At 38.2% G+C, this 22,952-nt stretch carries 24 protein-coding genes; 13 read left to right on the plus strand and 11 right to left on the minus strand.

What is annotated here, in order from left to right:
* Positions 1-48 precede the first annotated feature (48 nt).
* The 7 genes from AAC026_RS01790 to AAC026_RS01820 all read right to left on the minus strand — a co-directional run bounded on the left by AAC026_RS01790 (position 49) and on the right by AAC026_RS01820 (position 7,240).
* On the minus strand, positions 49-2,469 hold the full coding sequence (locus AAC026_RS01790; protein WP_339694541.1) for an FtsX-like permease family protein: 2,421 nt from the start codon (positions 2,467-2,469) through the stop codon (positions 49-51).
* 235 nt (positions 2,470-2,704) lie between these two features.
* Positions 2,705-3,037 (minus strand): helix-turn-helix transcriptional regulator, encoded by a 333-nt coding sequence (locus AAC026_RS01795; protein WP_339606108.1) that lies wholly within the window; start codon positions 3,035-3,037, stop codon positions 2,705-2,707.
* Positions 3,038-3,164: 127 nt separating this feature from the next.
* Complete coding sequence (locus AAC026_RS01800; protein ID WP_339694544.1) at positions 3,165-4,289, minus strand: ATP-binding protein; 1,125 nt, start codon at positions 4,287-4,289, stop codon at positions 3,165-3,167.
* Positions 4,290-4,370: 81 nt separating this feature from the next.
* Complete coding sequence (locus AAC026_RS01805) at positions 4,371-5,231, minus strand: DMT family transporter (protein ID WP_339606106.1); 861 nt, start codon at positions 5,229-5,231, stop codon at positions 4,371-4,373.
* 80 nt (positions 5,232-5,311) lie between these two features.
* Complete coding sequence (locus AAC026_RS01810; protein ID WP_339606105.1) at positions 5,312-5,809, minus strand: hypothetical protein; 498 nt, start codon at positions 5,807-5,809, stop codon at positions 5,312-5,314.
* Positions 5,810-5,919: 110 nt separating this feature from the next.
* Complete coding sequence (gene nadC, locus AAC026_RS01815; protein ID WP_339694546.1) at positions 5,920-6,777, minus strand: carboxylating nicotinate-nucleotide diphosphorylase; 858 nt, start codon at positions 6,775-6,777, stop codon at positions 5,920-5,922.
* Between the two features lie 31 nt (positions 6,778-6,808).
* Positions 6,809-7,240, minus strand: a complete 432-nt coding sequence (locus AAC026_RS01820) for a DUF4783 domain-containing protein (protein WP_339606103.1) — start codon at positions 7,238-7,240, stop codon at positions 6,809-6,811.
* 111 nt (positions 7,241-7,351) lie between these two features.
* Between AAC026_RS01820 and gpmI the strand changes: the two genes are divergently transcribed.
* Both gpmI and AAC026_RS01830 read left to right on the plus strand, forming a co-directional pair.
* Entirely contained in the window at positions 7,352-8,869 is a 1,518-nt protein-coding gene (gene gpmI / locus AAC026_RS01825) for a 2,3-bisphosphoglycerate-independent phosphoglycerate mutase (RefSeq protein WP_339694549.1), read from the plus strand.
* The gene (locus AAC026_RS01830) at positions 8,866-9,447 is read left to right on the plus strand and encodes a hypothetical protein (protein ID WP_339694552.1); all 582 of its coding nucleotides are present in this window, start codon (positions 8,866-8,868) and stop codon (positions 9,445-9,447) included. The genes gpmI and AAC026_RS01830 overlap by 4 nt, the downstream gene beginning before the upstream one ends.
* Here AAC026_RS01830 and AAC026_RS01835 read toward each other — a convergent pair whose 3' ends face one another.
* The gene (locus tag AAC026_RS01835) at positions 9,448-10,374 is read right to left on the minus strand and encodes a universal stress protein (protein ID WP_339606100.1); all 927 of its coding nucleotides are present in this window, start codon (positions 10,372-10,374) and stop codon (positions 9,448-9,450) included.
* A 144-nt stretch (positions 10,375-10,518) separates the two neighbouring features.
* Here AAC026_RS01835 and AAC026_RS01840 point away from each other — a divergent pair, with 144 nt between their 5' ends.
* Positions 10,519-10,839 (plus strand): DUF6787 family protein, encoded by a 321-nt coding sequence (locus tag AAC026_RS01840; protein WP_339606099.1) that lies wholly within the window; start codon positions 10,519-10,521, stop codon positions 10,837-10,839.
* A 76-nt stretch (positions 10,840-10,915) separates the two neighbouring features.
* A complete protein-coding gene (locus AAC026_RS01845; protein WP_339606098.1) occupies positions 10,916-11,338 on the plus strand; it encodes a transcriptional repressor in 423 nt (140 codons plus the stop codon).
* On the opposite strand, the gene AAC026_RS01850 is transcribed toward AAC026_RS01845, so the two are convergent.
* Both AAC026_RS01850 and AAC026_RS01855 read right to left on the minus strand, forming a co-directional pair.
* Positions 11,339-11,485, minus strand: coding sequence for a hypothetical protein (locus AAC026_RS01850; protein WP_339694554.1), 147 nt, complete (start codon positions 11,483-11,485; stop codon positions 11,339-11,341).
* A 158-nt stretch (positions 11,486-11,643) separates the two neighbouring features.
* On the minus strand, positions 11,644-13,137 hold the full coding sequence (locus tag AAC026_RS01855; RefSeq protein ID WP_339606096.1) for a sodium:proton antiporter: 1,494 nt from the start codon (positions 13,135-13,137) through the stop codon (positions 11,644-11,646).
* Between the two features lie 789 nt (positions 13,138-13,926).
* Here AAC026_RS01855 and AAC026_RS01860 point away from each other — a divergent pair.
* The 9 genes from AAC026_RS01860 (at position 13,927) to rsmI (ending at position 22,760) form a co-directional block, all read left to right on the plus strand.
* Positions 13,927-15,204 (plus strand): hypothetical protein, encoded by a 1,278-nt coding sequence (locus tag AAC026_RS01860; RefSeq protein WP_339694557.1) that lies wholly within the window; start codon positions 13,927-13,929, stop codon positions 15,202-15,204.
* An 11-nt stretch (positions 15,205-15,215) separates the two neighbouring features.
* A complete protein-coding gene (locus tag AAC026_RS01865) occupies positions 15,216-16,538 on the plus strand; it encodes a hypothetical protein (RefSeq protein WP_339694559.1) in 1,323 nt (440 codons plus the stop codon).
* A gap of 60 nt (positions 16,539-16,598) precedes the next feature.
* Entirely contained in the window at positions 16,599-17,147 is a 549-nt protein-coding gene (lptC, locus tag AAC026_RS01870; RefSeq protein ID WP_339606093.1) for an LPS export ABC transporter periplasmic protein LptC, read from the plus strand.
* A gap of 198 nt (positions 17,148-17,345) precedes the next feature.
* Positions 17,346-18,626, plus strand: coding sequence for a hemolysin family protein (locus AAC026_RS01875; protein WP_339606092.1), 1,281 nt, complete (start codon positions 17,346-17,348; stop codon positions 18,624-18,626).
* A gap of 85 nt (positions 18,627-18,711) precedes the next feature.
* A complete protein-coding gene (locus tag AAC026_RS01880; RefSeq protein WP_339694562.1) occupies positions 18,712-20,841 on the plus strand; it encodes a SurA N-terminal domain-containing protein in 2,130 nt (709 codons plus the stop codon).
* Positions 20,842-20,902: 61 nt separating this feature from the next.
* Positions 20,903-21,166 (plus strand): DUF493 family protein, encoded by a 264-nt coding sequence (locus tag AAC026_RS01885; RefSeq protein WP_339694565.1) that lies wholly within the window; start codon positions 20,903-20,905, stop codon positions 21,164-21,166.
* A gap of 2 nt (positions 21,167-21,168) precedes the next feature.
* The gene (locus tag AAC026_RS01890; protein ID WP_339694568.1) at positions 21,169-21,852 is read left to right on the plus strand and encodes a class I SAM-dependent methyltransferase; all 684 of its coding nucleotides are present in this window, start codon (positions 21,169-21,171) and stop codon (positions 21,850-21,852) included.
* A 3-nt stretch (positions 21,853-21,855) separates the two neighbouring features.
* Positions 21,856-22,086 (plus strand): 4a-hydroxytetrahydrobiopterin dehydratase, encoded by a 231-nt coding sequence (locus AAC026_RS01895; RefSeq protein ID WP_339694571.1) that lies wholly within the window; start codon positions 21,856-21,858, stop codon positions 22,084-22,086.
* Positions 22,086-22,760 carry a 16S rRNA (cytidine(1402)-2'-O)-methyltransferase gene (gene rsmI, locus AAC026_RS01900; RefSeq protein ID WP_339694574.1) on the plus strand — a complete coding sequence of 225 codons (675 nt, stop codon included), beginning with the start codon at positions 22,086-22,088 and terminating at the stop codon, positions 22,758-22,760. Before AAC026_RS01895 ends, rsmI begins: the two co-directional genes overlap by 1 nt.
* Positions 22,761-22,768: 8 nt before the next feature.
* Here rsmI and AAC026_RS01905 read toward each other — a convergent pair whose 3' ends face one another.
* The gene (locus AAC026_RS01905) at positions 22,769-22,933 is read right to left on the minus strand and encodes a hypothetical protein (RefSeq protein ID WP_339694577.1); all 165 of its coding nucleotides are present in this window, start codon (positions 22,931-22,933) and stop codon (positions 22,769-22,771) included.
* Positions 22,934-22,952: the final 19 nt, after the last annotated feature.

Genomic DNA, 22,952 nt, shown 5'->3' on the forward strand with positions numbered 1-22,952 from the left:
AGATTTTTCTATCAAATTAGAAGCCTAAACCATATAGGTCTTAAAAACCTACTCCGACCTCAACGCATTTACTGGATTGCTTTTTACTGTTTTCATGGAAATGAGTGTGATGGTAAAGCCAATCAAAAACAGCACCGCTATTGCGGTAAGCACATAAGCCAAAGGATCAATTCCAATCTGGTACGTGAAATTGCTGAGCCAGTCTTTCATAAAATAGACAGAAACAGGCACGGCAATCAGCAGCGAAACGCCAGCGATTAAGAGGTACTTAAGGTTCATCAGCCATAGAATTTGAGAAGCTGAAGCACCCATAATTTTACGGATACTGATTTCCTTTACGCGCTGCTTAATCACAATGGAGATAATGCCCAAAAGCCCACCGCAAGCAAGAAAAATAGAAATGGCCGAAAGCAGAGTGGTAATCTTAAGGGTTCTAGTTTCTTCAGAATAAAGCCGCTCAATCTGATCGTCCAAAAAACGATACGTGAATCCACCGTCAGGAAACACCGCTTTGAAATTTGATTCTACATTTAATATCGTCTCTTTTAAGTTTACAGGGCTCACCTTTGCCACCAAATAGTTATAACCAAATGAGGTTGGAACCATCATAATTATTGGTCTGACCGGAACGTGCAGAGAGTTATAATTAAAGTCTTTTACCACGCCAACAATGGTTCCTTTTACAAGCTTTTCATTATTCTCCCAATGAAGCTGTTTTCCTATTGGGTCAACCATATTCAGTTCTCTTATAGCCGTTTCATTCAGGACAAAGGCCGTTCCAGAAGAATCTGCGGAAAATTCCTTACTCAGCATCCTTCCCTCCAATAGGTTTAAACCCAAAGTTGCAGCCAGGTCATCATCAATAAACATTTCAGAGGCATCTACACGGAGGGAAGGATTAGTTTCGGCATAAATAGCATGTTGATTAAACTGACCTCCTGGAACATTAGAAACCAGAGAAACATCAAGTACACCTGCGCTTTTTTGAACCGATGTTTTCATTACTTCCATGTCGCCCTGAAAGTTATCTACTTCCACAACCAAAAGGTTTTCTTGCTTGAAACCAAGATCCTTGTTCTTTAAAAAAGTAATCTGATTTTTAATAATGATGCTTCCGCTAATCATTAGAATGGCAGCTACAAATTGAACAGCCAGCAAGCCATTTCGAATATTAGTTCCCCCTAGTCTCGTTGTTTTCAAACCCTTCAAAATTTGCCCTGCTTCAAAAGAATTGAGATAGAGCGAAGGATAAATGGCCGATATCGATGCGGTGACGATAGCAATTGAAAGTAGAAGCAAAATAATGTCCGTCTGAAACAGATTTGCAACCGAAATATTTCCATTGACCAACTGATTGAAAGGTGCTTCCAACAAATACATAGTCAAGAAGGAAAGCACAAGCGCCAAAAAAGTAGTGAATAATGCCTCGAAAATAAATTGCGAAAACACTTGAGATTTGTAAGCGCCTAAAGTTTTCTTTACCCCAACTTCCTTCAGTCTTTGCGCAGCTTTTGCCGTGTTGAGGTTCACGAAATTAATGATAGAGATCAGCAGAATGAACAAAGCGCTGATGCCATAAATAAGTAAGTAGCTATAACTACCATTGGCTTCCAGTTCCCAGCGAATATTCGAATGCAAATGAATACTCTGAACAGGCTGTAATTCAAACCTTAAATCCCCTGCTTTCAGGGAAGCCAAGCTTTCTTCTCCCCAGTCTAAATATTTTGGTGCCCAATCAGGAATTTTCGCTTCAAAAGCTTTTGCATCGGTTCCGGGGGCTAACTTCAAATAATTGAAGTGCCCAAAATCATCCCACGACATCCATGGATCGTTGAATTGTAAAGACTTGAGGGACACATAAGAAATGAGGAAATTAAAGCGGAAGTGGGAGTTCTTCGGAGTGTCTTCAACTACGGCAGCTACTTCCAGCATATCTTCCATTCCGTTGAACGAAAGCCTTTCACCTACAGGGTTTGCCTCTCCAAAATACTTTTCGGCTGTCGACTTAGTCAGAATGATTCCCCAAGTTGTTTGGAGTGCTTTTTTTACACTACCATGGATTGATTTAAAGCTAAATACATCGAAAAAAGTACTATCAACAAAATAGCCGTTAGGTTCATCAAATGTGATGTTTTCCTTTTCGTTTTTTAGTAGCACTGTAGCTTTAGTAAGTCCAGACCCATAAATTGGCGAAATACTGACGGCATCAATCACTTCAGGAAAATCGTTGACCAGCGCCTGCGCCATTGGGTGAGGCGTTCTGGTCTGTGGGTTTTCACTCATCCATGCCACACGATAAATGTCATCAGCGTTATCTAGAAAAGAATCGTATGACGACTCGTATTTGATGTGGGAGTAGATGAATCCGCAAACGCAAAAGGCTACAATAAGCCCGAGTAAATGGAAACTGGTTTGCAGCTTTTGGCGGAGCATTCCGCGCCAAGTAAATTTGAAATAGCTTCTGTACATGATGATTGTATTTGAGTTTTGGCCAAGTTTTTTGATGGCAAAGGGGCGTAAAAAATTGAGCATGTGAAACCAATAATAAAGATTCGCTACCCGTTTCGATTTCTCTTCCCTTTGGCCTTGATAGTATTCGTATAAATCACCCTCTATTTCTTCGAAAAGGTTGTTTTTGCACACCAGCGAGAGCAGCTTGACAGCCAGTTTAGGCGGTTCATATGTTGGTTGTAGACCCAATGGATTACACTATTTTTAAGGCCATTTCTGGTATTTGGTTGAAAAGAGAGTTTCTCAATTCGTGGTTCTTTTCCAAGGCTTGTTTGCCACTTGCGGTAATCTTGAAAAGGCGTTTTCTTCTTCCTCCGCGTTCATGTGTACCTTCTGCCAATTCCGACTCTAAAAAGCCCTTTTCATCGAGCCTGCTAAGGGCAGAATGCACTGCGCCAATCGCTACTTTTCGCTTGGTTTGGTTAATGATTTCCTCTCGGATGTTTAGGCCGTAAGCTTCTGGAAATAATACGCCCACCACCAACAATACCAGCTCTTCAAATTCACCTAATTGCGTTCCTTTCATTTTGCAAATTTCGTATTTGTAGAACAAACATAATCAAAATCTACAAATATGAAAATTGATTTAAGGAATTTGAAAAAGGAATAGCCGGGGCTGAAGAAGTAAAAGGAAGAAAATTGTAGCTAGAAAGCTAAGCCCTCTGAATGAATTCCAGATAGTTCTTTTTATTCACTGTGAGCAGTTCATGGTCTGGGTAGGCTTGTGTAAATGACTTACTAAACCGCCCCTTTTTCTTTTCATTCCATTTAAATTCATAAGCATGGAGTATTCCATCATAGTCTTCAATAAAGTCTATCTCTTGTTGCGCATTGGTTCTCCAGAAATAGTCATTGGAGTAAATGGAGTTATAGGCTTTATGTTTGAGTCGTTCCACAATCAAGAAGTTTTCCCAAAGACTACCTACATCTTGTCTTAAACTTACGGGGTTCCAGTTTTTTATTACTGCGTTGCGAATGCCTACATCATAAAAGTAAACCTTACGGCTCTTTTTCAACTCATTTCTAAGATTACGGCTTAATGAAGGAAGCCTAAAAACAATAAAGGCTCTTTCCAGCAATGAAATATATTTTTCTACTGTTTGATTGTCTAAGCCTGTGATTTGTCCAAGCTCATTATAGGAAACCTGCTGACCAATTTGAAAGGCTAGCGCTTGTACCAATAACTCCAGCTTTTGTGGTTTCTTGATATTTTCCCAAGTTAAAATATCCTTGTACAGATAGCTGTCTGAAAGCGTGTTTAGAATCTCTTTCTCATCGCCAGGGCTGTTGATTACATCAGGATACCAACCATAGACCAGTCTATGCTCTAATAAGCGTGTTTCTTCCAACAACGAATGATGATTGATCATTTCACCCGTACTAATTGGCCAAAGGTTAAACTCCCATTTTCGGCCAGTCAAGGGTTCATTAATTTTATTTGCTAATTCAAAAGAAGATGAACCGGTGGCGATCACCTTTACTTCAGGAATATTGTCATGAATTATTTTAAGCGTTAATCCGATATTTTCTATCCGCTGCGCTTCATCAATTATAACTCTATCATGTTTGGCTATCGTTTGTTTAAGCCAAGTGGTGGTTTGGTTGGAAAGCTGATTCCTTGTGTCCCAATCATCACCATTTAGCCACAGGGTATTTTGAGTTGAAAAGTGCTGTTTGAGTAGTGTTGTTTTTCCAACCTGACGAGGCCCTAACAGAATAATGACCTTTTTATCATTGATTCGTTTTTGAATGAGTTCGATGAGGTCTCTGTCAATCATAATTCTGCGATTATATTCGCAAATATAATACAAAATTTGCGATTGTATTCGCAATATACATACAGTTCTGGTAAAGTACTTTTACTTTAGATGGTTTTCTTTCCTTCTTCTTCTCATCAAAACCCCAAAAACATTAGCAAAAATGATAAGACCAGCACCTACAATTTTTTGCGTAGGCATCGCTTCATCTAGAAAAATAAAACTGGTAACCATGGCGATTGGGGTACCTAAATAGAAGATAAGGCTTGTGTTGGTTGGAGGCAAAATGGTGGAGGCACGTAGCCATAAAGTATGTGCGCCTACCGTACATACAGTGCCGAGAATTGCGAGGTAAACCCAGTCCTGTTGGGTCAAATCCCAATTAGATTCGAATGATATGGGTAGAAAAATAATAAGTGCGAAAGTGTATTGACCAAAGGCCCTTGTCAAGGAATCGATATGTTGGTTTTTACGTTGAATAAAAGGCAGAATGGCAAAAAAGGCGGCACTAACCAGACCGATCAAAATACCTGTTGTAAGGTTATTTTTCAGGTCGAATGCCGGTACAATTAAATAGATACCGAATAAGGCTATTAAGACTGCGGTAATTTCATAAGGCGATGGCTTTTTTTTGTTAATCGCCCAGTCCAAATAAATCATGTGTAGCCCAAAGGAAGAAACTGAGAGGATGGCCATAGATGGTGTCGCGAGTTTTACACTCATAAAGTAGGTAATCCAATGCGCTCCGAAAACAATACCAATGAGAACAAGTGCCTTCCAATCTTTTTTGGTAAGCTTTTTTAGGTTCTTATTTCCCGCCAAGAAAAACAAAAAACTTGCGCCAATCACTAACCGTACCAAGCCAATAGTCACTGCGTTGGCAGAAACTTCTTTGATGAAGATGGGAGTAATACCAAAGAGAAAAACAGCAATTAAGCCCTCAATGTAATAGCGTGATTTCAACTTTCTGAATTAGGCAGCAAATAACAAAAAAAGCACGGCTATTGATATAACCGTGCTTTTACAAAAGTATTAAACCTTAATTATTTCTCTACTTGTTCTTTTTTCCCTTTGATCAAGCCCTTACGTTTCATAATCGTTTCCACGAATTTTACTTCGTTTTGAGTTTTGAAAACGGTGTAAGGGAACATCATCATTTGGGCTTTGTTTACCACAAGCACAAACTGTTTTTTGTCCATCCAAGCATATTTAATTTGCTCCCATTTCATGGGCATGCCTTGCTTAGAATTCATTTTAATTAAAATCTGACGACTGTCAATTTCGTAAGAAAGTTTATCGAAAAGCATTTTGCTTTGCTCTAGTTGGGTTACGCCCGTAAACTGAATAAGCCAGAAAAGTAGATACAACACGTAGGCAATCAATGCGCCAATCCACCACCAGTTTGAAGGAATGACAAAAGCCATGGAAGAAATTCCGATAGCAATTAAAACCACCCACCATTGCTCTTTAAGGATGTTTTTCATCCCCGCACGGACGTATGCTTTCTTATCTAAAGCGTATTTTTTTGTTTTTACAATCATGATAATTTACCTGCTAACTCGCACAGTGTCGAAAAAGGAACACAAACATAAGGATCAAAACCAAGGCTTCAATCATTAAAACTAAAAAATTGCGTTTCTTAACTTTCAAATTATTCTGCTTTCAGACTTATGTCCAGGCTTTTGGCCGAATGGGTTAGTGCTCCAACGGAAATATAGTCTACTCCAGTCTCTGCCACCGCCCCAATGGTCGATTCGGTAATGCCACCGGAGGCCTCGGTTTCTAAACGGCCATTGATGAGCGCTAAAGCTTGGCTCATTAATGCTGGGCTCATATTATCGAGCATAATTCTATGCACTCCCTCCAAGCTCAGTACCTCTTTAACTTCTTCTAAGTTACGGGTTTCTACTTCAATTTTCAGATTACGGCCAGTACGTTTTAAATAGTCTTTGGTAGCTGAAACCGACTGAGTAATTCCACCAGCAAAATCGTTGTGGTTGTCTTTCAGCATTATCATGTCATACAAGCCAAACCTATGGTTTACTCCACCGCCAATAAAAACCGCCCATTTCTCCATCAGCCTAAAATTAGGAGTGGTTTTGCGTGTGTCTAAAAGTTTTGTTGAGGTATGAGAAATCAATGAGTTCAGTTTGTTGGTGTAAGTCGCAATGCCGCTCATACGTTGCATGCAGTTGAGCATTAAACGTTCACCAGAGAGAATGGCCCTTGAGCTGCCGTGGATCCGCATAATGATATCGCCTTTTTTAACCGCATCACCATCTTTTACCAAAGACTTTACTTTAATAGAGGGACTTAACTTTTTGAAAATGATTTCGGCCAATTCCACACCAGCAATAATGCCGCTGTCCTTCATCAGCAGATACGCTGAGTTTTCAGCATTTTCTGGAATAGAGGCTAGAGATGAATGATCGCCATCGCCAAGATCTTCGGCTAAAGCGCTTTCAATAAATAGATTGAGAGATTTTTCTGTAATGTATTTCGGCCACATGGCTCAAAAATACTAAATAGATTGCTAGGGCTTAACGGTCTTCAGTAAATTCAAGCCTATAGATTTTATAGTCTGTCTTAAATTGCTTAGCCCTTATCACAACACGGTATTTCTTATTGCCTGAAACATAAGAACCGATAGCGTAAACAATGCCTCCATCAGACTTAGAATCATGAATAAACTCTGTTGAGTCCGCTGGGTTTTTCTGAAAAAACTGCTTTAGAACAATTTCAGCCTGATTTGTACTGTAGTCTTTTTTCTCATTGTCGAGTTTTATTTCAACTCGTTCGTGCAAGTATTTAACGAGCTCTCTGGAACTAGAAGATTTTAATGACTCTTGCACCTTTTTTATCAAGGTTTCTTCTGGGGTTTGAGCAAAACCTGAAAACGAGCTCAATACCATGACAAGAGACATGAAAGTAATAATGATGTTTTTATTCCTCATTTTTAGTGACTTAGCCATTAGTTTAACGAAAATAATGCCAATTATTACTCTCCTTTAGGTTGTTCAAAATCAAATTAATACAATCGTTTTGGACTTACAAACCAGATCATAATAATATATATTTGCCCAATGGAAAAACGCGTTCTCTTAATGATCTTGGACGGTTGGGGTTTGGGTACCGATTCCAATGTTTCTGCCATTGATCATGCCAACACTCCCGTCATTGACTCTCTCTATCAAAAATATTCTCACAGCAAATTAGAAGCTTCTGGCTTAGCCGTGGGATTACCAGCTGGGCAAATGGGAAATTCAGAAGTAGGTCATATGAATATTGGTGCTGGCAGGGTTGTTTACCAAGATTTGGTAAAGGTAAACAAAGCGGTAGAAGAAAATACCCTGGCCGATAACCCAACTTTAAAGTCGGCTTTTAACTACGCAAAAGAGAACTCAAAAAAAGTGCACTTTCTGGGCTTATTGTCCGATGGTGGAGTTCATTCTCACATTGATCATTTGAAAGCGTTGCTCAGTATTGCTCACCAAGAAGGTTTAAAGGATGTTTTTGTGCATGCTTTTACTGATGGCCGTGATACTGACCCAAAAGGTGGTATAAAGTATATAGCTGATCTTGAAGCTCATATGGAAAAAACCATTGGAAAAGTCGCTTCTGTAATTGGTCGCTATTATGCCATGGACAGAGACAATCGTTGGGAAAGGATAAAGTTGGCTTATGATGCTATGGTTAAAGGCGCTGGCATCAATTCAGAAAATATTCCTGAAAGCATTGCCAACTCATATATTGAAGGGGTAACGGATGAGTTTATCATTCCTATTATTCATACCCAAAATGACAAGCCAATAGCCATTATTGAGGAGAATGATGTTGTAATATATTTCAACTTTAGAACTGATAGAGGAAGGGAAATTACGCAAGCGCTTACTCAACGTGACTTTCCCGAACAAGAAATGGAGGCAATGAAGCTTCATTTTGTAACCCTCACGAATTACGATGATTCTTTTAGTGGAGTAAAAGTGATGTTCGATAAGGACAACTTGAAGAACACGTTGGGTGAAGTACTTTCTGAGGCAGGTAAAAAACAGATTAGAATTGCTGAAACAGAGAAATATCCTCATGTGACCTTTTTCTTTAGTGGAGGCAGAGAAATTCCATTTAAAGATGAAAAGCGAATTCTATGCCCTTCCCCTAAAGTAGCTACTTATGATTTGCAGCCAGAAATGAGTGCGAATGATATTACTGAAGCCATTGTAAAAGAACTGGGTGAACAAGAGGTAGATTTCGTTTGTCTAAATTTTGCTAATCCAGATATGGTAGGGCATACTGGGGTTTTTGAAGCGGCAGTAAAGGCTTGCGAAACTGTAGATAAATGTGCTGGAGAAGTAATTGATGTGGCATTGAAAAATGGCTATACTACAATAGTAATTGCCGACCACGGTAATTCGGATATCATGTTAAATTCTGACGGTAGCCCAAATACTGCGCATACCACGAACTTGGTTCCTTGTATTCTCGTTGACAATGAATTGAAGCCTCAAATGAAAGATGGTAAACTTGGAGACTTAGCCCCTACTATTCTAACATTAATGGGGGTTGAGATTCCAAAAGAAATGAACGGAGACATACTTATATGAGGTTAAAAAAAATCGTACTCTTACTTTCTTTATGCTTGTTTGGCTGCACTGTAGGTCAAGAGTCTGAAGCAATTAGAACTGGAACCTATTTTGACTTAATAGAGCTATTAGACGAACAAATAGCCATGTTTGAAGTAGAGAAACCAGCACTCTACAAAGAGCTTAACGTAAATGGCGAAACGGAAAAAATCACTTTAAAATTTGATTCTGCTCAACAATGGAAAGATGAGCTTGGTCTTTTTTATCAAGCCGATATTAATAAGCTAGGGCTTGAAACAGCCTACATTACGGAAGAGCTTTCTGTAAGCAACGGCAATAAAAAAGTAATAGATTCTGCTAAAACGGAAAAACCAACGGTTCGCTCTATTGAATACAATTACATTGCAAATCGGCTAGAGAGTATCCGAATCTTGGTTCGGGATAAAAACCCCGTGTATAATTTTGAGAAAGAGCTCAATCTCTTTTTCGATGTTAAACAAGGAAAATCAATATTGAGCTCTTTTTCTATTTCTGGCGATCAGAGTATGATCTTAAAAGATGAACTAAATTATAGCTTAAAAGCCACAATTGGGCAATAACTATAAACGGAACAAAGCCTCGAGTAAGCTAAGATTCTCTTTTCCCTTCTTTACTAAGAATAAAGGTATATCTCCGCTTTCATATACAAGTTTTTCGGCCACGCTGCCAATTAAAAATGCAGCTGCACTTGTTCTACCCTTAGACCCTAAAATAATTAAGTCAGCTCCTTTTTCAGAGGCAGTTTTATAAATTTTATCCGCTGGATGAGGGTCATCGTCAAGCGCAAAAGTATGTTCAAATTTTGTGTCGCCAAGCTCCATTTTCTTAAAGAATTTCTCAGAATCCTTTTTGGTGTTTTCGAGCATAATATCAGCAAACTCGTCAAATGTTTTTCCAGATTTGTAGTATCCCTTCGGCACTCTATATATATGATTACTCATCAGCTTCGCACCTGTTTGCTTCTGAAGTGCCATGCCAATCTCAAATGCCATTTGGGAATGCTCTGAATAATCAATAGGAATCAAAATCTTATTCAACTCCATTTTTGGGTTTTCAGGAACATACATTACCGAAGATGGAGAGCTCTTAGCAATTTTGCTAGAATTTAAGCCAGCGTTAGAGCGGTGATGTCTTCTGCCCAAAATCATCAAATCAATCACCTTTACTTTGGCCATTTTAAGCACCTCTTCGGTTACTTGGCCTGTGGCTACCTTAATTTGAACATCACATCCGGCAGGAGTTTTGAAGTGTTTTTCTACGTTTCCTCGTATTTCATGCTCTAATGTTTCGTCTAGCGGAGCTACCAAATCGGGGTATTTCTCTTGTACTTCTGCAGGTAGCTCTAATGATTCGGCCACGTGTAAAAAGTAAACGGAGTCAACCTCCAAAATCTGCGCTATCATTGACGCATACTGGATAAGCCCTTTATCCATTTCGGTAAGGTCTAAGCAGACCATCACTCTCTGAAACTTGCTTAAATCGTACATTTTTTATCAGAAAATTTGTTGATGTAATTTATTGAAATAATTAGCCCGTACCCACCCAATGAAGGTTTTTTTGATAAGGTTTTATTTAAGGTTGGTGATTGGTATCAACATGCCTAACTTCGTGCGCTTTTAAAGTTAAAAGGTTTGGCAAATACGCAGTTTTTAGAAAAGATGAAAGAGCGATGGAATCTCAACTCGCTCATTCAGGTGGTTTTGGTGTTGGTTGTATTTTCACTTACTGGAATGACAGTTGTGTTTTTAAAGCCTTATGTTTTTAAGCTTTTTGGTATCGAAAGCCTAACAGGTATAAAAGGGGTTTTTCTTTATCTTCTTTTGATTCCGCCATTGTACCAAGTTCTACTTTTGTTTTATGGCACACTATTGGGCCAGTTCAGCTTTTTTTGGAAATGGGAGAAAAAGACCTTCAATTCAATAGCTAAGCTTTTCCGAAAAAAGAGAAAGTAAGGAAAAACCATTTGGCGAAGTATGGAACTTAAAAATTGAGTACAACATTCTTCTCTCGAATAACTATCTTTATTTCGTGGATAATCATATCAAAGTACTTTTAAAGGACCATGCGCTACGGCTTACTCAAGGAAGGGCAGATGTTATTGCGGTTTTCCTTAATCATGAAGTGGCTATTTCTCATGCCGACATTGAAACGGCTGTAGATGGAAAGTATGACCGAGTAACCATTTACCGAACTCTTAAATCTTTTTTAGACAAGGGTTTGATTCACAAAATACTGGATGACCGAGGAGGTATTCGTTACGCACTTTGTGCCGATGAGTGTTCTGAAGGAAGCCACCAACACAACCATATCCATTTCAAGTGCAACAAATGTGAACAAACTACTTGCTTAGAGCATGTGGAAATTCCTTCGGTAAAACTACCTCGGGGATTCACGGGAGAAGAAAGCAATTTTTTGATTACTGGTATTTGCGATAAATGTAAGCAGCGCTAATTAGTACACTTCTTCGGCTTTTGGCTTCCTAATTAAGGGGGAATCGGGCCAAACTACGCCTGGAGGCAAATCTATATTAGGCGGAGTAAAGTCCATAATTCCACCTTCATCATCATCTTTATTCTTATTCACCTTTCTACTTTTCATAAGCTGAAAAGTCAAATACGTTAGAATCACGTAAGTGAGACCGCTTAAAATAAGATCTAGGTAAATGCTATCCATTTTATTCCTTCAGGGAATTGAAGTTACAAAATGTTTCCACACAAAATCAACAAAGATGGAAGCTGATCTTCTTTACTACTAAATTAGAATGCAAAGAAGATAAGCCAGATAACAAAGAGTATAGGTAGCAAAATTGGAATGGAATACCTAAGTATATAACCAAAGAACGAAGGCATGTGAATTCCCATTTGCTCAGCAATAGACTTTACCATAAAATTTGGTCCGTTTCCAATATAGGTCATAGCACCAAAGAACACAGCACCAAGGGATATGGCGATAAGTTTAGATACTGAGTCATCGTAAACACCTCCCATGGCATAATCATGCACATTGCTAATTACAGCAATATCTCCTCCTTGAGAAGCCAGAGCTGCAGCCAAGAAGTTTAAGTAGGTAGGTGCGTTATCTAAAAAGCCCGAAAGAATTCCAGTGCCCCAATACAAAGTATTGTGTGTAATAAGCGCAGTACCCGTTTCAGATTGCGCAAATTCACTCACTAGTGCCAGTGCTGGCATCATAGTCCCAAAAATTCCTATAAATATAAAGGCCACTTCTCGTATGGGCTCGAAGTTGAATTCATTCCCTTTAATAGCACGTTTATCAGCAAACCGATAAGACAGAAAGCCTACCGAGAACATAATCAACTCACGAATAAACGAAAACTTCTGGCCGTGATAATGAATGGCAGGAATTCCTTCAATTACATTCGGATCAATAAAAACAGAAGCAATTATTATGGCCAACCAAATGAAATTTCTGGAACCAAGAATAGTTGTTTTGTTAGTGAAACTTGAAATTTCTTCCAAGTCTTCGTCTGTATTACGTTTGTCAAAAATATAGAACACCACTGATAACAAGCCCAAGCCCGTAAGCCATGGAACAAAATTATGCTCAAGGGTCCAAGCAAATGGCACTCCCTTTAAAAATCCTAAAAACAGTGGTGGATCACCAATTGGGGTTAAGGCTCCTCCAACGTTACTTACCATAAAAATAAAGAATATAATATGGTATGGCTGAATTCTACCCTTGTTCAACCTAACAAAAGGTCTGATTAAAAGCATAGATGCTCCTGTAGTTCCAATAAGATTAGAAATAACAGCACCGATAAGAAGCAAACCTACATTTGTTAGCGGAGTAGCTTTCTTATCCACCTCAATCATTATTCCACCAGAGGCTATATATAATGAGGACAATAAGGCTATAAATTGAACATACTCTGCCAAAGCATGTACTGGATGATTAACATCGCCTACACCGAATAGATAGTATAACACAACAATTGCCGCCAAAGAAACCGCAATAATTGGGTAATTCTTATGCCAGAAATGCTCATAGAATAATGGGCCTGTGGCAATCATTATCAGTAATAAGGCAAACGGAATTACTGACCAACCTGCCGGAGAAGTGTGCTCTTCGTCAGAAGAGGAAGCAGCAGAGTCATCAATTGATGATACTGGCAGCTCTTCAGAGGCCATAACCGTGGCTGAAACTGTAGGGTTAAACCCATTGACATTTTCAGCTTTGGCTATAAAAACCATAAACAACATGCACAATGTTAGTAGGAGTCTGTTTTTCATTAAAGTCGCTGTGTGTCGCTAAAGTATACTTCTGATTCGAGAATACAAATTCGCTTTGCAGATTTTGGGCTAAGATAAGCATTAGCGGTAAAACCAATGTTAATCAAAAATCAAATTCAATAGGTCAAGCGAAATGTTAAGTTCTCATTTAATTTTAAAATCTTCTGAACCAATATATTCTTCTTGATTCAGAAAATTCAAAGAACCGCTGTTTAATTTTATAAACCTCAATTTTAGACGATTGAGTGACTGACCAAAGGATATTTACTCGAAAGGCAAAAATTAAAATCAGTAGGCTAACCAATCCTGTAAGTACCAACTTCAACTGCCAATGGGTAAGCCTTACGAGATTAAGATATTATAAGTTGTAAAAATTCATCCAAGTTGAGAAAAGACCAGAGTTTAGAGTTTGAAAGCAATTCGATTTTTACTTGAGTTCACATTTGCGAAAAAATGGCCACATAAAATTGTATCCTAAATATTATCAACTAAATTTATAGTCGTTAATCAAACTTAGGCTTGAAGGAGCTCAATGTAAATTCAGTAATGGTGTAATACATTCTACTTTGTTATAGCAGGTGCAATCAAACTTTGTATTCCTGTTTGGCATTTGTCAATGTATTGAAGATTAAAATTGAGGGGTATTCTCACAATTTTGGTTAAAAATGTCTGATTTTAAGCCTATTATTCGATAGCCTTTTTTAGAAAGGTTTGAATCTAAAAGAAAAGCTGACATATTTGTAACCCTCAAATTAGTGCTCGTTGTACTGAACGCGTTTAGGTTAAGCAATGCTCAAAAATATCATCAAATATTCGGCCCTTTTAGGGGCATTTTTATTCTGTACCACTCTTAAGGCACAGTATACTCAAAGTTCTTATTCTGCTTTTGGAATTGGAGATGTGAACTGGGGAGGATATTCCCATAATGCGGGAATGGGAGGATTCGGGATAAGTTATAACAACAGACTTTTCTTTAATAATCTTAACCCAGCCCTCGTAGCCACAAACTATGACGCTATCTTCCAAATAGGTACTTCCTTTGATTCAAGAACCTATAATAATGGAGATAAGAGCTATAGCTCATTTACAGGTGGTTTCAAAGACTTTGCCTTTTCGTTACCAATAAAGTATGGAAAATGGAATATGGCTTTAGGCCTTAGCCCATACACCTCTGTTAATTATGGTATTCTGCAAACCTCAGATGGCCCGGATAACTCAACTTTATTGTCACAATTAAATGGAAACGGTGGTATAGATGAGGCTTTTATGACCCATGCTCTTAGGTTGGGCAATTTTCTTGTTGGCTTAAAGACCTCATATTTATTTGGGTCTATTGAAAGAGATACTGAATTCTTACTTACTGGCATTCCAGCCATTACATTCAGTAGCACTATTTACAATGAAAGAAGGAGTTTTTCAGATGTAACAGCCAATGTTGGTTTAGCATACAAAATAGAGCTTAAAGAAAATCATGCGCTCAATCTTGGCGCATTCTATAATCTAGAAGCAAATGTAAGGAGTAGAAACCTTACTAAGTTTGAAAGCCAAGACATTAATGGAAATACGTTTTCAAGCGACACTTTAAAGAATAATGTCGACTCTGAAATAAGCATTCCACAGCGTATCGGTTTCGGAATTTCCTATGAGAAATCTCAGCGATTTGCTGTTGGTATTGATGTACAGACACAAGCTTGGAGTCAGTATGTAGATGAATCTGGCCAAACCAGTTCAGATTTTGGAGATGCCTTTCGAATTGCCGTTGGTGGAGAATTATTACCAAACTACGAAGTTTCTAAGTCTGGCCCGAGAATAACTTATAGATTCGGACTTCATTACGAGAGAACTCCTTATTTAGTCAATTCACAGGAAGTAAATGACTTTGGTATAAATTTTGGAACATCCTTACCGTTAAACGCATTCTGGGGTGTTTCTAATTTAAATTTAGGAGTTACCTTTGGAAATAGAGGTAATGTAACCGATGGGTTAATTAGAGAAAACTACCTCAAGTTGAGCATTGGATTTAGCTTGCAAGACCAGACATGGTTTGCGAGACAAAAGTATAATTAAACTACAGTATTATGAGAATTAAATTTTTATTGACCTTGATCCTTATTACCTCTGGGTACTCTGCCATGGCTCAATTCAAATGGCCTGAAGACCCAGAAAAAAGAAGCGATGCCCAAACAAAATGGACTTTGTTTAGTGACACAGAAAAAGCCGGTAATTATGATGCCGCAAAAGGTCACTTAGAGTATATTTTAAAGAACTACCCTGACTTAAGTGAATCTACTTATATTAAAGGAATTGCTATTTGGGATGAATCTTGGGAAAACGGGAAAACGGAGGCTGAAAAAGTAAAAGCAGCAACTAAAGTGATGTCTTTATATGACTTGCGTTTTGAACTTTATCCTGATTCAAAAAAGGAAAACATCGGCCGTCAGGCTATTTCAGCATATAGGTATTACATAGCAGACTCAGAAAAAACTCAGTATTTGCTAGACTTATTTAAGCTCACTTATGAATTAGAAGGAAATGAAGCCTTCTATCCAGTAAGCCGTTATTACATGCAAACTGCAGTTTTGGGCTTCGCTCGTGATATCGGGCTCACTGATGAGCAAATTCTTGACATTTATAATAGATGTACTGAGCACATTGATTATCAAATCAAGAAAGCAAAAAGCCAAAATAAGAGTACAAAGGCTATGGATGCTGGAAAAGAGTTCATTGATAAAAAATTGGCTGATCTTAACTTAATCGATTGTGATTTCATAGTTGATAAACTAGTTCCTCAGTTTAAGGCAAACCCTAAAGATGAAGAGCTTGCAAATAAGATATTTGTTTATGCCTTCAATGGTGGATGTACAGACGCTGATTGGTTTTTAGAAGCTGCTAAAATGGTATTAGAAACAAAGCCTCAATATGGTGTTGCTAACTTGCTTGGCTCAACATACCTTAAAGAAAAAGACTATGTGAATGCCAAAATCTATTATAACAAAGCTGTAGAAATTGCGGAAGACAACACCGACAAAGGTAAGGCAATGAAGCAAATTGTATTAATGGAACGCTTAGACGGCAACAAAAGCGAAGCTAGAAAGTTAGCCATAGCTACAGTAGAAATCGACCCTACTTTGAAAGAAGAGATGTATACATTAATTGGCGACATGGTGATGCAAAGTGATGAGTGTAACCAAGAAAAAAGCCAAGTAAATGACAGAGCAAGGTTTATTGTTGCTTACGAGTATTACCTTAAAGCAGGTAACCAATTAAAAGCAAGTCAAGCTAAATCGTACTTCCCTAGTGGTGGAGAAATCTTTACCGAAGGAAAAGAACTAGGCGATAGTGTAACAGTAGGATGTTGGATACAGCAAACTGTTAAATTGCAAAAAAGACCGGAACAATAGTTGATTCCCAAATGAAAATAAAGACGGTCTTCTCTCATAGGGAAGACCGTTTTTCATACAATGAGATTGAAAAAGTTTATACCTCTTTTATTTGTACTGGTCCTTTCGGCCTGCTTTTCTGAGCCAAAAAAATTGGCTGAAATGGAAGAATACGATGGGCCCATTCTGGAATCAGAGAATGTTGAAATCATTATGACCGAAGGTTCCATTCGGAAATTGGGAATAAAGGGAAATAAACAATTAACTTTCTCTAATGGAGATTTGGAGTTTCCTGAAACCATCAGGATTGATTTCTTTGATAGCAATGGCGACACCACTTCAGTACTCACAGCAATGGAAGGCGTTTATGATGCCAAAACAAAACTGTATAGAGCCTTTGGCGATGTAGTAGTTCACAATTTTAAGAAAAATCAAACATTAAAAACTGAAGAGTTATTTTGGAACCCAAATACCGAGAGGATATATACAGATCTTTTCTTTATTGTAACCACCGAAACGGACTTGATTCAGGGCACGGGTTTAGACGCTCCTCAAGATTTTTCAGAGTACACCGTTAATAGCCCTGGGGGTAGCGAATTCGAAATTAAAGAGACAGATGAAAACAACTAGTGGCACCATAATCTTTTCACTTTGTGTAGTCACATTTGTGATTGGAGTTCATCAAACCATGACCTATGGAATCGCCTATTCCTATTTTATTTTTATGATATCAATAGGTCTGTTATTTTTATACAGATATAGGAAGTCTAAACACAAAGAACAGGAAGAACAAGCCAAACCAGCGCCTAAGCGGAAAAAGAAACATTAATGGACTATTACCAAATTACGGTTATCATTATTACCCTGATTTTTTCAGCATTTTTTTCTGGAACTGAAATCGCATTTGTAACCTCCAGCAAGCTCCAAATCGAACTTCAAAGCAAAAAGGGATCCCTTAGTGGCAAAATCTTAGTATTCTTTACTCAAAAACCCTCGAGGCTTATCAATACGGCTTTGGTGGGCAATACAATTGCCTTAGTTATTTACGGTTACTTCATGGCTTTAATTTTAGAACCTCTGATCATGCGGGTTTTGCCAGAGTACTTAAGTAACCCCGGTGCTGTTCTTCTTATTCAAACCGTATTGTCAACCCTTCTGGTTTTGTTTACGGCTGAATTCACACCAAAGAGTATATTTCTAATTAATCCCAACCGATTATTGAGCATACTTTCAGTACCAATTATGCTCATTTTCATTATCATGTTTCCGTTGGTATGGGTAATTGAGCAAATGTCTCGATTTATTATTGTTCATATTCTTCGACAAAAATTCTCTGAAGATCGTCCAGTTTTTGGACTTACAGATTTGCGTTCATACATCCAGCGCAATACTCATAAAGACATTAAAGAATCTAAAGTAGAATTGGATACCAAAATCTTCAACAATGCCCTTGAGTTCAAAACCGTTAAGGTAAGGGAATGTATGATTCCTCGAACAGATATCGCTGCGGTGGAATTAGAGGATTCTATTGAAGATTTGAAAAACGAATTCATCGAAAGTGGGCACTCTAAAGTTTTGGTTTATCGAAATAATATTGATGAGGTAATTGGATATTGCCATGCTCTGGCCCTGTTCAAAAAGCCTCAAGATATAGAGAGCATTCTTACCCCAATAATTATTGTACCCGAAACCATGTTGGTGAATGAACTCATGATCCAGTTTATTCAGGAAAGAAAGAGCTTAGCCCTGGTAGTTGATGAATTTGGAGGCACATCAGGTTTAGTTAGTTTAGAAGATGTAATCGAAGAGATTTTTGGTGAGATTCAAGATGAACACGATGATGAAGATTGGGTGGAACAAAAGCTTGACGACAACAATTATCTTTTCAGTGCTCGCCATGAGGTAGATTACCTGAATGAAAAATATCATTTCAACATTCCTGAAGGCGATTACGATACGCTAGGTGGCTTTATTCTATCAATAACAGAGAATATTCCTCAAGTAAATGAGACCATTTCTGTTCCTCCTTTCAAAATAAAAATAGTGGCAATGGAAGACGCTAGGATTGATACCGTAATGCTAAGCGTGGTTCCTGACAGAGAAGACTGATTAACAGGGCTTTTTGTCTGAATTTTCCTTTGCTAATAGGTCATAAATCAATTATGTTTGCGGCTATTTCAATTAATAAGTACAAATGGCAATAATTAACACGCTTCGTGAAAAGATGGGACGACTCCTAGTAGTCGTAGTAGGGGCATCGATTTTAGCTTTCGTTTTAACCGATGTATTAAGCAGCAGATCCTCCATTCTAGGTAGCAATAAGCAAGAAGTTGGAGAAATTTCAGGAGAATCCATCAGTCAGCAAGAATACGCTAACCTTGTAGAAAGCATCAAACAAAATTACATGGCTCAATACGGTGTTAATCCGAATGAGTTCTTAATGCAAACCATTAGAAATCAGGCATGGGAGCAGTTAATTGCTCAAATTGCTTACACCAAACGTTTCGACAAAGCTGGCATAGCAGTATCTGGTGATGAAAGAATCGATATGGTTCAAGGTAAAAACATTTCACCTCAAGTATTGCAGCAATTTGCCGACCCACAAACAGGCGAGTTAGACCGCCAATTCTTAAACCAAGTTTTAGTCAATAGTGATTTAGACCCTCAGTCTAGAATCAGATGGCAGATGTTCGAAAATAGTTTGGCTGAAAACAGGCGCATGATGAAATATCAGAACCTAATTCTGAAAACCAATTATGTGACTTTAGCTGAAGCGCAACAAGAATATATGGAGCAAGAAGGTGGAATCACTTTAGATTACCTTTACATTCCGTTCTTGGCTGTAAATGACGATCAAGTTTCTGAGGTTACTGATGCGGACTTGCAAGCTTATTTAGACGAACACAAAGAAGAGTATACTGTAGAAGAAAGTCGTTCAATAGATTATATCTCTTTCCCAGTTATTCCTTCAGCTGCTGATAGTGCTTACTATATGGAAGAACTAAACCTCCTTAGAACTCAACTTGAGGCTGGTGATAACGACTCAACTTTGGCAGTTATTAATACTGAGCAAGGAATAGGCTTTGGAACATTCGATCCATCAGCACTTCCTGATGACGTTGTTAACAACCTTTCTAATATTCAAAAGGGAGATATTATAGGCCCTAATTTGCAAAACGGAATTTATACGCTTTACAAACTTTCAGACATTGTTAAAAGCGAAGCTGAATTTGTAAGAGTAAGCCACATATTACTTAGAACTGAGGGTATGTCGGCTGCTGAAAAAGCCCAAGTAAAAACCAAAGCTGAAGGCATTTTACGTGAGGCTAGAAATGGAGCAGACTTTGCCCAATTGGCCATTGTAAATTCTGAAGATTCTTCTGGTCCTTCAGGAGGTGATTTAGGTTGGTATAGAAAAGGCGGAGACGCGCAAGGCCAGTGGGCTGAGCCATTCGAAAAAGCAGCTTTCTCTGTAAATAGAACTGGTGTGATTAACCGTTTGGTTGAAAGTGACTTCGGTTACCACATTATGAATGTTACTGGAGCACCAAGTAACAACAGATATAAAGTTGCCATTATTCTTAAAGAATTAACTCCATCTGACGAGACTATAGATGGAGCTTACCAAAAAGCAGGTCAGTTTGTATTGAACACTGATTCTTACGATGATTTTGTAAACAATGCATCAGCAGAAGGCTATTCAGTTTTCAGTGGAAACAACATCAACTCTAACAGCTCTAGCATTGGAAGATTAGAAAGTGCTCGTCAGATTGTAACTTGGTTATATGGAGAAGCTTCTATTGGAGATGTTAAAGACTTTGATCTTGCTGACGAATATGTAGTAGCTGTTTACAGAAACAAAGTGGAGGCAGGAACTGCCAAGCTAACTGACAGTGGAGTAAGAAGCCAAATCAAACTTAAAGTTGAAAACGCTAAGAAGGCAAAATACATCACTGATAAAATTGCCTCTGCATCAGGTTCACTATCTGATATGGCTGCTTCATTCGATGCCATTGCGCAGGTTTACACCGATACTCAGGTAAAACTAAACTCTAACTCTTTGCCAAATGTAGGAGTTGCTCCAGTGGCAGTAGGTACAGCGTTCGCTCTTAAAAATGTTGGTGATAGATCTAAAGCAATCACTACCGATGTTGGAGTAGTGATAATGGAATTGAAATCGAAAACCGATCCTGCTACAATCACGGATTACACTACTTATGTTAATCAAATTCAGCAAAGAGCATTAAGCAACTCGCAACTGAAAATGAATCAATCGGTAAGAGATAAAGCCGAAATTCTAGACAAACGATATAAATATTACTAAAAACATTAAATCGGCCTTCTGGCCGATTTTTTTTTGCCTCTTCCTACCTTAACTTAGCGTTATGCAAAAATTCACTTCAGAGGATTTTAAGGAAAAACTAGAGAGTACTCTTAATTTCCCAGCCCTGTATATGTTTAAGTTTATTGTTGAAGAAGAAAAACAAGACGAAGTAAAGAAGCTTTTTCCTGGACATGATGTAAAATCTAAAGCCTCTAGCAAAGGAAAGTATGTGAGTATTACAGCTCAAGTTATGATGCCTTCCAGTGATTCAATCATTAAAATCTATCTAGAAGCCTCAAAAATCGAAGGAATTATAGCCCTATAACTTTGAGATCGTTATTATTCATATTGCCCATTATCTTTCTCTGGTCCTGTTCAAGTAAACCTAAAGAAGAAGGTGTCGACACTTCAATAACACCTCAGGAAGAGCAAGCTCCTGAGGCGCCAAATGAAAGCGAGAAATCACCTGAACTACAAGAGGACGCTGGAAGAACTGAATGGCAAAACCCTGAATTTGTGCTCAACCTACTAGGCGATTTGACTGACAAAACTGTGGCCGATGTGGGAGCAGGTTCTGGTTATTTCACATTCAAAATAGCCCGAAAGGCAAAAAAGGTTATTGCGTTAGATATTGACCCCAATTCCCTAGAGTATATCCAAAATCAAAAATCAATTGTGGGGAGCTGGGCAGACAACATTGATACACGACTAACTCCAGCAGATGTACCTAACCTGCTCGATAATGAGGTTGATATTGTACTCATTGTAAATACATATGCTTACATTCCTAACAAGAGTCAATATTTAAACAGGCTTAAAAAAGGTATGAAGCATGGTGGATTGTTGGTCATCATAGATTTTAAAACTGGCGAAATTCCAGTGGGACCTTCAGATGAAGCTAAAGTTTCAAGCGAAACGTTAGAACAATCTTTAAAACAAGCTGGGTTTTCCAACACAAAAACTGACAATAAAAGCCTTCAGTATCAGTACATTATTACCGCTAAAAATTAAGTTATGTGGGAAGAAAAAGACAATAAGCTAGTTCGAAAATTTGAGTTTTCAGATTTTATAGAAGCCTTTGGTTTTATGACCAAAGTAGCCATATGTGCGGAAAAAATGAATCACCACCCAAACTGGTCTAATGTTTACAACTCAGTTACAATTGAACTAACAACTCACGATGCTGGCAATACTGTTACTGAAAAAGATCGGGAGCTTGCTAATAAAATTGATCAACTTATCTAATGTCAGAGGTTTCGCTTTTTCTTGTGCCCACCCCTATCGGCAATCTTGAAGACATTACTTTAAGGGCGCTGAGAGTATTGAGCGAAGTGGATGTAATATTGGCCGAAGATACCCGTACTTCTGGCAAGCTCTTAAAGCACCATAACATCACCAAGTCGCTTCAGAGCTATCACATTTTTAATGAACATAAAACTGTAGAGCAGTTAATTGGTAGAATGGAAGCAGGCGAAAAATTTGCGCTGATTTCTGATGCCGGAACGCCTTCAATTTCTGACCCCGGTTTTCTATTAGTCAGAGAACTGCTAAAAGCAGGCCTCGAAGTAAACTGTTTACCTGGAGCCACAGCCTTTGTTCCTGCTTTGGTAAATTCTGGCTTACCATCAGATCGTTTTGTGTTCGAAGGATTTCTTCCTCATAAAAAAGGCCGACAGACACGATTACTAAAATTGGCAGAAGAAGAACGAACTATAATCCTTTATGAATCGCCTCACCGATTGATTAAATGTTTGGAGCAGCTCAAAGAACACTTGGGTGACAGAAAGGCTTCCGTATCGAGAGAAATTTCTAAAATGTTTGAAGAAACAGTTAGAGGCTCGCTTTCTGAGCTTATTGCTCATTTTACAGCAAAAGGTGTAAAGGGTGAATTTGTAGTGTTGGTTGAAGGTAAAACCTAAAGCTCTAATTAACCACCACAGCCAATGTTCCTTTTAAATGGAATATTTTTAGGAATACCGCCAAAGTCAAAATCTTCGTTTTCTGTATTCTCAGCCTCTTTTTTCTGAGGTTTTGAATCCTTTTCTGACTCTGATTTCTTCTGCTTTGGAAGCTTAACCTTTTTTTCTTTCATGATTTTATAACGAAATGTT

It is taken from the genome of uncultured Roseivirga sp., assembly GCF_963973945.1.
Taxonomy (GTDB): domain Bacteria; phylum Bacteroidota; class Bacteroidia; order Cytophagales; family Cyclobacteriaceae; genus Roseivirga.